The organism is Streptomyces sp. WM6386, assembly GCF_000972385.1.
Taxonomy (GTDB): domain Bacteria; phylum Actinomycetota; class Actinomycetes; order Streptomycetales; family Streptomycetaceae; genus Streptomyces.
In genome coordinates this window covers 26485-37191 of record NZ_JXTE01000075.1, presented here as the reverse complement: position 1 = coordinate 37191, position 10707 = coordinate 26485, and the positions used below count along the sequence as shown (strand labels likewise).

8 protein-coding genes and 1 pseudogene are annotated in these 10707 nt (G+C 69.5%); 4 read left to right on the top strand and 5 right to left on the bottom strand.

Translation table 11 applies throughout. The features are described 5' to 3' along the window. Positions 1-216: pseudogene (locus TN53_RS33940) on the bottom strand (cytochrome ubiquinol oxidase subunit I); the annotation flags it as partial. Further along, the gene (coxB, locus tag TN53_RS33935; protein ID WP_046262619.1) at positions 213-1172 is read right to left on the bottom strand and encodes a cytochrome c oxidase subunit II; all 960 of its coding nucleotides are present in this window, start codon (positions 1170-1172) and stop codon (positions 213-215) included. The pseudogene TN53_RS33940 and the gene coxB, both read right to left, overlap by 4 nt. A gap of 269 nt (positions 1173-1441) precedes the next feature. On the opposite strand from coxB, the gene TN53_RS33930 reads away from it, so the two are divergent. Then, positions 1442-2806: a cysteine desulfurase/sulfurtransferase TusA family protein gene (locus TN53_RS33930; RefSeq protein ID WP_095046882.1), complete on the top strand. Its 1365-nt coding sequence runs from the start codon at positions 1442-1444 to the stop codon at positions 2804-2806. A 67-nt stretch (positions 2807-2873) separates the two neighbouring features. On the opposite strand, the gene TN53_RS33925 is transcribed toward TN53_RS33930, so the two are convergent. Beyond that, positions 2874-3848 (bottom strand): carbohydrate kinase family protein, encoded by a 975-nt coding sequence (locus tag TN53_RS33925; RefSeq protein ID WP_046262617.1) that lies wholly within the window; start codon positions 3846-3848, stop codon positions 2874-2876. A gap of 131 nt (positions 3849-3979) precedes the next feature. Between TN53_RS33925 and TN53_RS33920 the strand changes: the two genes are divergently transcribed. Further along, positions 3980-4189, top strand: coding sequence for a hypothetical protein (locus tag TN53_RS33920; protein ID WP_046262616.1), 210 nt, complete (start codon positions 3980-3982; stop codon positions 4187-4189). A 151-nt stretch (positions 4190-4340) separates the two neighbouring features. Further along, a complete protein-coding gene (locus TN53_RS33915) occupies positions 4341-6464 on the top strand; it encodes a hypothetical protein (RefSeq protein WP_046262615.1) in 2124 nt (707 codons plus the stop codon). Positions 6465-6573: 109 nt separating this feature from the next. On the opposite strand, the gene TN53_RS33910 is transcribed toward TN53_RS33915, so the two are convergent. Then, positions 6574-6930, bottom strand: coding sequence for an iron-sulfur cluster assembly accessory protein (locus TN53_RS33910; RefSeq protein ID WP_046262614.1), 357 nt, complete (start codon positions 6928-6930; stop codon positions 6574-6576). 280 nt (positions 6931-7210) lie between these two features. Here TN53_RS33910 and nadA point away from each other — a divergent pair, with 280 nt between their 5' ends. Beyond that, entirely contained in the window at positions 7211-8395 is a 1185-nt protein-coding gene (nadA, locus tag TN53_RS33905; RefSeq protein ID WP_046262624.1) for a quinolinate synthase NadA, read from the top strand. Between the two features lie 18 nt (positions 8396-8413). Here nadA and TN53_RS33900 read toward each other — a convergent pair whose 3' ends face one another. Then, entirely contained in the window at positions 8414-10660 is a 2247-nt protein-coding gene (locus tag TN53_RS33900) for a protein kinase domain-containing protein (protein ID WP_046262623.1), read from the bottom strand. Positions 10661-10707: the final 47 nt, after the last annotated feature.

The following is a 10707-nucleotide window of genomic DNA, read 5'->3' as shown; positions in this document are numbered from 1 at the left end:
GGGGCGGGCCAGCTCGGCGCGCATGAACAGCGCCAGCAGACCACCGATGCAGAAGAACGCGAACGACGTGACCAGATACAGCGTTCCGATCGTCTTGTGGTCAGTGGTGGTGAGCCACTTGATCACGACGTTGCCGGGCTGCTTGCGCCGGACCGGCAGTTCGTCCGCGTAGTGGGACTCTGCCGCGGCACCCTGGGGTTCGTTGAGGATGCTCACAGGTTGTTCGTCTCCCGGTTCTTCTCGTGGGCGGTCTGCTCGATGCCCGCGGGAACGTAACCGGTCTGCCCCTTCTCGGCGAGTTCCTTGAGGTGCTGCTCGTAGCGCTCGGGAGAGACGACCTTCACGTTGAACAGCATTCGGGAGTGGTCGACGCCGCAGAGCTCGGCACACTTGCCCAGGAAGGTGCCCTCCTTGTTGGGGGTCACCTGGAAGGAGTTGGTGTGCCCCGGGATGACGTCCTGCTTCATCAGGAACGGCACCACCCAGAAGGAGTGGATGACGTCACGCGAGGTGAGGATGAAGCGGACCGTCTTGCCCTTGGGGAGCCAGAGGGTCGGACCCGGGTTGTTGGTCTGCGGGTTCCGCGTGCCGGGCGTACCGACGTCGTAGACACCGCCGGCGTTCGCCGGGAACTGGTCCTTGAACCGCTGCGGAATCGCGTCCAGGTTCTTGTCGGTCTTCGCGTCACCGGTGGAACCGTCGACGTTCTCGACGTAGTTGAAGCCCCAGCTCCACTGGAAGCCGACGACGTTGACGGTGACGTCGGGCTTCTTGTCGAGGCTCAGGAGCTTCGACTCGTCACGAGCCGTGAAGTAGAAGAGCACCGAGACGATGATGAGGGGGACCACCGTGTACAGCGCCTCGATGGGCATGTTGTACCGGGTCTGCGGAGGAACCTCGACCTTGGTGCGGCTGCGCCGGTGGAACATGGCGCTCCACAGGATCAGGCCCCAGACCAGCACGCCGGTGGCGAGCGCGGCCGCCCACGAGCCCTGCCACAGGGAGAGGATCCGCGGAGCCTCTTCGGTGGTGGGGGTGGGCATACCAAGGCGGGGGAAGTCCTTGTATGTGCAACCGGTCGCGGTCGCCAGGACCAGGCCCGCGGTCATTGCCTGCAGCAGCTTCCGCCGCATCGGGCGCCGCGGCGAGCGGTCGGAGCCGTTGGGACTCACGTAGCGCCTTCCCGAGAGTCTCGCCCGCGCGTATTGGCTGCGGCCTGCCTTACTCGGTGGTCGGTCGCCGCCCTGCGTCGGGCAGGGGTTTGGATGTTTATGCGGACCAAACCCTAGCCGACGCTCTCCGAGGGTTCGCGGGGAGGGGGGCCTAGTGGGTTGGGCGGTTCGCTGGAATGGCGGCTGCGGGTTGTTTGGGCTGATCGCGCCCCGCGGCGGAGCCGCACATGGACACAGCCCCGCGCCCCTGACGGCGTTAGCGTTGGCGCGTGTCCTACTTCGACGCTGCTTCCAGTGCCCCCCTTCATCCTGTTGCTCGTCAGGCGCTGTTGGCCTCCCTGGACGAGGGGTGGGCTGACCCCGCACGGCTCTACCGGGAAGGGCGGAGGGCTCGGTTGCTGCTGGACGCTGCTCGGGAGGCCGCCGCCGAGGCTGTCGGGTGCCGGGTGGACGAACTCGGCTTCACCCCGTCCGGGACCGCGGCTGTGCACGCTGGTGTCGCCGGGGCGTTGGCCGGGCGGCGACGCGTCGGGCGTCACCTGATCGTGTCAGCGGTTGAACATTCCTCCGTGCTCCATTCGGCCGAAGCTCAGGAGAAGGAGGGCGGTTCGGTCACTCGAGTGAGTGTCGACCGTACGGGGCGGGTGGACCCCGCAGGATTCGCATCCGGGCTTCGGTCGGACACCGCGCTGGCCTGTCTTCAGTCCGCCAACCATGAGGTGGGGACCGTGCAGCCGGTCACGGAGGTCGCCGAGGTCTGTCGGGCCGCCGGGGTGCCGTTGCTGGTGGACGCGGCGCAATCGCTGGCCTGGGGCCCGGTCGAGGGTGAGTGGTCGGTGCTCGCCGGGAGTGCGCACAAATGGGGTGGCCCGGCGGGGGTCGGGCTGCTCGTCGTCCGCAAAGGAGTGCGGTTCGCCGCTCAAGGGCCCACGGACGAAAGGGGGTACGGCTTCGAGAACCTTCCGGCGATCGTCGCGGCAGCGGCCTCGCTGCGGGCCGTGCGGGCCGAGGCGGCCCAAGAGGCGGTACGGCTGCGGGAGCTGACGGAGCGCATCCGGGTGCGGGTGCCGCAGCTGGTGCCGGATGTGGAGGTGGTGGGGGATCCGGAGCGGCGGTTGCCCGGGATCGTCACCTTCTCCTGTCTCTATGTCGACGGGGAGACACTGCTGCACGAGCTGGACCGGGAGGGTTTCTCCGTTTCATCCGGCTCGTCCTGCACGAGCAGCACGCTGACGCCCAGCCATGTGCTGAAGGCGATGGGGGTGCTGAGTGAGGGGAATGTGCGGATCTCGTTGCCACGAGGGGCGACGGCGGAGGACGTGGAGAGGTTCCTCGCCGTGCTGCCGGGGGCGGTGTCGGGGGTACGGGAGAACCTGGGCGCGCCGACGCCGGTGGCGGTCATGAAGGAGGACGAACTCGTCGTCGACGCCCTGGGCAAGCGGTGCCCGATCCCGGTGATCGAGCTCGCGAAGGTCATCGGGGATGTCACGGTGGGCGGCCTGATCAGGGTCCTCTCGGACGACGAGGCAGCACGACTGGACATCCCCGCGTGGTGCGAAATGCGGGAGCAGGAGTACGTGGGCGAGGAGCCGGCGGAAAAGGGAACGGCGTACTTGATCCGCCGGCTGAGGTGACCCACCCGTCTTTCAGGGGCGCGGGGAACTGCGCGACCAGCCCCCACGCACCCACAAGACGGCGAACTCAGCCCAGATACCCCTGAACCTCAGCCGCGGCCTCATGCCCGTACGCCTTGGTGAACCGCTCCATGAAGTGCCCCCGACGCAGCTGGTACTCCTGCGTACCCACCGTCTCGATCACCAGCGTCGCCAGCATGCACCCGACCTGCGCCGCACGCTCCAGCGAGACCCCCCACGCCAGTCCCGACAGGAACCCCGCACGGAACGCGTCACCCACGCCCGTGGGATCGGCCTTGCGCTCCTCCTCCGCGCAGCCGACCTCGATCGGGTCCTGACCGACCTGCTCGACACGGACACCGCGCGAGCCCAGGGTCGTGACCCGGTGGCCGACCTTGGCGAGGATCTCCTCGTCCGTCCAGCCGGTCTTCGACTCGATGAGGCCCTTCTCGTACTCGTTGGAGAACAGGTACGTCGCGCCGTCCAGCAGTATCCGGATCTCGTCGCCGTTCATACGGGCGATCTGCTGGGAGAAGTCCGCGGCGAACGGAATGCCGCGCGACCGGCACTCCTCCGTGTGACGGAGCATCCCCTCGGGGTCGTCGGCGCCGATGAGGACCAGGTCGAGGCCGCTCACACGGTCGGCGACGGTCTTCAGCTCGATGAGGCGGGCCTCGCTCATCGCACCGGTGTAGAAGGAGCCGATCTGGTTGTGGTCGGCGTCGGTGGTGCAGACGAAGCGCGCGGTGTGCAGCGTCTCGGAGATACGGACGGACGCGGTGTCGACGCCATGGCGGTCCAGCCAGGCCCGGTACTCGTCGAAGTCGAAACCCGCGGCGCCGACCAGGATCGGCGCGGTGCCGAGCTGGCCCATACCGAAGGCGATGTTCGCGCCTACGCCGCCCCGGCGTACGTCCAGATTGTCGACCAGGAAGGAGAGCGAGACCGTGTGCAACTGGTCCGCGACGAGCTGGTCGGCGAAGCGGCCGGGGAAGGTCATGAGGTGGTCGGTGGCGATGGAGCCGGTGACTGCGATGCGCACGGCGAGGACTCTCCTGAGGGGAGGGTTTATTGACAGTTCACGCTACCCGGTCGGCACGGGGCTCAGAAGCCGCCAAAACTACCCGATAGTAGATCTTTCTTCGCGGGCTCCGACCTGCATACGGTGCCGTCATGACGAACCTCAAGGTCCACGCCCCCGTTCCGGCCGACCTGGACGGCGATCTCGCGGCGCTGCTCGGCGACTGTGCCCGGATGGCTCCGCACTGGCTGGCTCCCGACCGGGTCGCCGCCCTTCCCGTCTCCCCCTCACTCATCCACGGCGTGACCGTTCCGACCGAGTCCGCCCGGCTGCTGGACGCGATGTCGGACTACGGCGACTGAAACAGCGCCTTCCGGGGAACCATGCGCTCCCCCGCTGCGTCCCATCGCTGTCCCCCGTAAAGGGGATGTGGGATACGACCCTCCAGCCGGCCGTTTTGACAGGGCCGGGTCAGGGTCATAGGGACAGATGCGCGGCCGAAGGAGCGATGCGGTGAACACCGAGCGACCCGACAACGACGACGACGCCGAGGTCGGCAAGGCCACGGGCGCCGATGAGGGTGCCGGGGTCGCCGAGATCGCCGACGAAGACGGCGGTACGGCGGCGGAGGGGGCCCCTGAGACGGAGGCCCCCGGGGAGGCTCCCCAGGAGGACGCCGCGGGGGCGTCCGAGGCTTCCGGGGTCGCCGAGACTTCCGCAGCGGACGGGGCCAGCGAGGCTCCCGAGCCCGCCGGGGCTTCCGGGGCTTCCGAGCCCGACGAGTCTTCCGAACCCGACACAGTTGCCGGGGCCGACGAGTCTTCCGAACCCGCCGGAGCTACCGAGGCTCCCGAGCCTGACGAGATTCCCGAGCCCGCCGGGGCTTCCGAGCCCAACGAGTCTTTCGAACCCGACACAGTTGCCGGGGCCGACGAGTCTTCCGAACCCGCCGGAGCTCCCGAGATCCCCGAGCCCGCCGGAGCTACCGGGGCTTCCGAGCCCGACGAGATTCCCGAGCCCGCCGGGGCTTCCGGGGCCGACGAGTCTTCCGAACCCGGCGAAGCTTCCGGGGCTTCCGGGCCCGACGGAGCTTCCGACGCTTCCGACGTTTCCGAGCAGGAGATTCCCCGGGACGGCGAGCCCGAGGTCCCGCACGCCGCCCGGCGGCGCTCCCCCGTGCTCGTCGCCTCCGTCGCGGCCGCCGTGCTGCTCGTCGGGGGTGGTGGGGCGTATCTCGCCGCCTCGGCCTCCGGCGGGTCCGGCGGTGGTGGTACGACGTCCGGGGCGAACGGCGACGACACTCCCCCGCTGCTCAACCTCGACGGGTACACGGGGGGCGACGGCGGCACGAGCGGCATCGCGCCGGGTGAGCCCAACCCGTACGGCGTCATCTATCAGGCCGGCGCCACGCTGCCGGACGGCCCCGGTGAGGCCCCCGTGTACCGGGCGACCGGCGAGGTCACCAAGGACGACGTGGCCCGGCTGGCGAAGGCGCTCGGGGTGGACGGGACGCCCGTTCTGGAGGGCAAGGCCTGGAAGGTGGGCGGGCAGGAGACGGCCGGGCCGAGCCTCCAGGTGAATCAGCAGGCGCCGGGGGCGTGGACGTTCCACCGCTACACGCCGGGCACCGACGACTGCCAGAGCGAGACCGTATGTGCGAGCGACCCCGCCGCACCGGCCGGTGACCCGGTGAGCGAGGAGGCCGCGAAGAAGGCGGCGGCGCCGGTACTGAAGGCGGTCGGGCAGGACGACGCGAAGGTCGACGCGAGCCAGGTCATGGGCGCCCAGCGCGTGGTGAACGCCGATCCGGTGGTCGGCGGGCTGCCGACGCACGGCTGGACGACCGGGGTCACCGTCAACGCGCAGGGCGAAGTGGTCGGCGGCAGCGGTCAGTTGAGGACGCCGGCGAAGAGCGACACGTACCCCGTCGTGAGCGCCGAGAAGGCGCTGGACCTGTTGAACGCGGTGCCGGCGACCGACCACCGCATGGGCATCGGCGGATGCGCCACCTCCGTACCGCTCAAGGACCGCCTTGAGGCGCCCTGCGGGTCGGAGGGGACCAGTACGCCGAAGCAGGAGACGATCACGGTCGAGAAGGCCGTGTTCGGGCTGGCCTCGCACTACGTGGACGCCCGGCAGGCCCTGGTGCCGTCGTGGCTGTTCGAGGTGCGGGCGTCCGGCGCGCAGGACGGCTTCACGGTGACGTATCCCGCGATCGACCCGAAGTACCTGGCCTCGGCCACACCGTCCGCGGAGCCCACCGACGAACCGACGGCCCCGCCGAGCCCGCGGCCGACCGGTCCCGGCCCCGACGAGCCGACCGCGGCGCCGGCCGAACGTGACGTGACGGTGGAGGGCTACACCACCGAGGGCGACGAGCTCACCGTGACCTATACGGGCGGGGTCTGCGCCGACTACAAGGCGTCGGTGGTCGAGGGCTCCGACCATGTGACGGTCCAGGTGACCGAGACGCCCTGGCCGGACAAGAAGATCTGCATCATGATCGCGAAGATCTACCACGCGACGGTGCAGCTGGACGAGCCCGTGGGCGACCGGAAGGTCGTGGGGACGGACGGCACCGGGATCCCGCTGGAGAAGGCGGGGGCACGGCTGCCGGAGACGTCCGGGGCGCGGTAGTCCGCACACCCCGGAGCACATGAAGGCGGCGGCCCCGTCGGAGGGGGCCGCCGCCTTCACTGTCGTACGGATTCGGCTGGACCTCGCGGTCACAGCCGGGCGTACGGATTTAGTTGAACGAGTCGCCGCAGGCGCAGGAGCCCGTCGCGTTCGGGTTGTCGATCGTGAAGCCCTGCTTCTCGATGGTGTCGACGAAGTCGATCGACGCGCCGCCCAGGTAGGGAGCGCTCATGCGGTCGGTGACGACCTTGACGCCGCCGAAGTCCTTGACGACGTCGCCGTCGAGGGAGCGCTCGTCGAAGAAGAGCTGGTAGCGCAGGCCCGAGCAGCCACCGGGCTGAACGGCCACGCGCAGGGCCAGGTCGTCACGGCCTTCCTGGTCGAGCAGGGCCTTGACCTTCGCCGCGGCGGCGTCGGACAGGAGGATGCCGTCGCTGACAGTGGTCTTCTCGTCCGATACGGACATCTACATCTCTCCCGGGTTGTACGGAGACTGCTTGCCGACAGTTGCAACCGTCGGGGCCGCGGATTCATTCCGGGCCGAGCGACTTGTCTTTTCGCCTGTTCTTTCATGCTCGCACACCCGCGACGAAGCGAACAGCGGCCCGGAGATCGCCGCCGGTACCGGGACCGGGATTCATGTCACATCGACGCTATGACCATCGTCAAAGTGACGTGAACCGGGTTATGATAGATAACGTCAGTTCGACGAAAAGCACTCCCGCAGAACAGAAAGGGTGCGTGCCGTGACCACCGCCCAGACCACGGAGCTCGACGTACAGCCGAGTCCTCTCGCCCTGCTGCTCCTCGGCCGTGAGGCCGACCCGAAGAGCGAGCGGGGTGTCGAGTGCCCCGGCGACCTGCCCTCGCCGTCCGACCCGGACCTGGTGGAGCGTGCCCGCGCGGCCAAGGAGAAGCTCGGGGACAAGGTCTTCGTGCTCGGCCACCACTACCAGCGCGACGAGGTCATCCAGTTCGCCGACGTCACGGGTGACTCCTTCAAGCTGGCCCGGGACGCGGCAGCGCGCCCGGAGGCCGAGTACATCGTGTTCTGCGGTGTGCACTTCATGGCGGAGTCCGCGGACATCCTGACCGGCGACGACCAGAAGGTCGTGCTGCCGGACCTGGCCGCCGGGTGCTCGATGGCCGACATGGCCACCGCCGAGCAGGTCGCCGAGTGCTGGGACGTACTGACCGAGGCCGGGATAGCCGAGCAGGTCGTGCCCGTCTCGTACATGAACTCCTCCGCGGACATCAAGGCGTTCACGGGCAAGCACGGCGGCACGATCTGCACCTCGTCGAACGCCAAGAACGCTCTTGAGTGGGCCTTCGAGCAGGGCGAGAAGGTTCTCTTCCTCCCCGACCAGCACCTCGGCCGGAACACGGCCGTGCGGGACATGGGGATGACGCTGGAGGACTGCGTCCTCTACAACCCGCACAAGCCGAACGGCGGGCTGACCGCCGAGGAGCTGCGGGCCGCGAAGATGATCCTGTGGCGGGGGCACTGCTCGGTGCACGGCCGCTTCAGCCTGGAGTCGGTGCGGGACGTGCGCGAGCGGATCCCGGGCGTGAACGTCCTGGTGCACCCCGAGTGCAAGCACGAGGTCGTGGCCGCGGCGGACTACGCCGGCTCGACCGAGTACATCATCAAGGCCCTGGAGGCCGCTCCGGCCGGCTCCAAGTGGGCCATCGGGACCGAGCTGAATCTCGTACGACGGCTCGCGAACCGTTTCGCTCCCGAGGGCAAGGAGATCGTCTTCCTCGACAAGACGGTCTGCTTCTGCTCGACCATGAACCGCATCGACCTGCCCCACCTCGTCTGGACCCTGGAGTCCCTCGCCGAGGGCAACCTCGTCAACCGCATCGAGGTCGACAAGGAGACCGAGGCGTTCGCGAAGCTGGCGCTGGAGCGGATGCTGGCGCTGCCGTAGGACTCCTGCGGCGCCCGCTCACCCCTCGGGGTGAGCGGGGTCCAGGCTGAAGACCGCCCCGTTCGGTGTGTTCACGACCACCGCCCCGCCGTCCAGCGACACCTTGGACTTGGTCGTTTCGCCGCTGGCGAGCTGGTCGGCCCGGGCGCCGGTCTCCCAGAGCAGCGTGCCCTTGCGGGAGTCGAGGGCGGCGACCCGGCCGCTGATGCTGGCCAGGTAGAGCGTGTGGGTGGTGGGGTCGTAGGTGGGCCGGCCCGAGTCCTCGGCGCTCGTTCGGGTCTGCCAGAGCTGTTTGCCGGTCAGAGGGGAGACCGCGGTGACCTGGCCGTTGGCTCCGGTGATCCAGACGGTGCCGGCGGCGAGGCGGATCGAGCTTTTGTAGGTCTGCGTGAGCCTGCTCGTGGTCGTGGCGCCGGTGTCCGGGTCGAGGAGCCGGATCTCGTCGAAGGTGTTCTCCTCGAGGCGGGCCGGGCCGGAGCCGCCGTTGACCGCGACGGCGACGGCGAGGCGGCCGTCGACGGTCCCGAGCAGACCGCTCCCGTTCGGGGTGCTCAGACGTCGGCGCACTGTTCCGTCGGTCTTGTTCAGTTCCAGGAGTACGGCGTCCTTGGACCCGTCGTCCGGAAAGCAGTACGCGTACAGGCGGGAGTCCGCCGTCTCGAAGGTGCAGTAGTCGGCGGCGGGCAGCTGTGTGGTCCAGAGGTCGGTGCCGGTGCGCGGGGAACGGGCCGTCACCAGCCGGCCGCTGGTGTCAGGGGTCATGACGAGGTCGCCGGCCAGGAGCTGGTCGGCGCTCGGCGCTCCCCGGTCGCGGGCCCACAGCTGGTCGCCGGTCTCGGTGTCGAGGGCGACGATGCTCGAACTGGTGCTCCCGTCGGCCGCGAAGACGTCGTGCTGAAGGATCATCGCGTCGTCCCGCACTCCGAGGAGTGTGAAGCTGTGCCCCGACGAGTCCGCGCCCTCGGCGGAGGTCGCGAGGGCGGAGCGCCAGACGGTGGCGCCGGTACGGCCGTCCAGGCGGACCGGGAGGATCGTGTTGCCCGCGCAGTAGACCGCGTTCTCGTACGTCTGGCAGGTGGCGTCGCTCGTGTCCTCGCCGGCCTTCGCCAGCGGGTGGACCTCGCCCGACCGTGCGGTCTCGAACATCGTCGACTGCCAGGCCTGCCAGTCCTTGGGCACCGCCGACCAGCGGGTGGCCCCGGACGCGGCGACCGAGCTCGTCTCCTGGGGGGTGTCCGAGAATCCCGGGCCGAAGCGTATGTACCCGAGCAGGCCGAGGCTCACCGCGCCCAGCGTGCCGACGGTCACCAGCAGGGGGCGGCGGCCCCTCCGGGTCCGGCCGCGCGGCTTCGGCAGGCCGGTCACCGTCGCCGGGTCGGCGCCGCCGTAGGTCTCCTCGACGGCCTTCAGGTCGGCCAGACGCAGGGTCGTGGTGTCCGGGTCCATGGGGTCGGGCTCGGGCAGGGCCTCGGCGAACTCCTTGGCCAGCACGTCAAGTCGGGGCCGGTCTGCGGGCTCCTTGACCAGGCAGCGCTCCAGGACCGCGCGCAACGGCTGCGGCACACCGTCCAGTCCGGGCGCCTCGTGGACGACCCGGAAGGCGGTCAGATACGGGCTGTCGGCGTCGAAGGGGCCGCGTCCGGTGGCCGAGAAGACCAGGAGCGCGGCGAGCGAGAAGACGTCCGAGGCGGGTCCGACCGTACGGGCGTCGGTGAACTGTTCCGGTGACATGAAGGGCGGGGTGCCGATCATCTGGCCGGTCTCGGTCAGGGTCTGGTGGTTCTCGGCGGCGCGGGAGATGCCGAAGTCGATGACGCGGGGGCCGTCCTCGGCCATCAGGACGTTGGCGGGCTTGAGGTCCCGGTGCACCACTCCGGCCCGGTGGATGTCCTCCAGCGCCTCCACCAACCCCAGGGCCAGCCGCCGCAGTTCGGCGCCCTTGAGGGCTCCGTGGTCGCGGATCCGTTCGGCGAGGGAGCTGCCGGGGACGTACTGGGTCGCCATCCAGGGACGTATCGCCTCCGGGTCGGCGTCCACCACGGGCGCGGTGAAGGCGCCGCTGACCTTGCGGACGGACTCGATCTCGTGCCGGAAGCGGGCGCGGAAGACCTTGTCCTCCGCGTACTGGGCGTGCACCACCTTGACGGCGACGTCACGGCCCGAGCGCGATCTGCCCCAGTAGACGACCCCCATGCCTCCGGAGCCGAGCCGGTCGACCAGCTTGTACCCGCCGACCGATTTCGGATCGTCCTTGTGCAGTGGCACGACCGGGATCCCCTTCACCGTAAAGCAGTTCGAGCCACAAGATACAG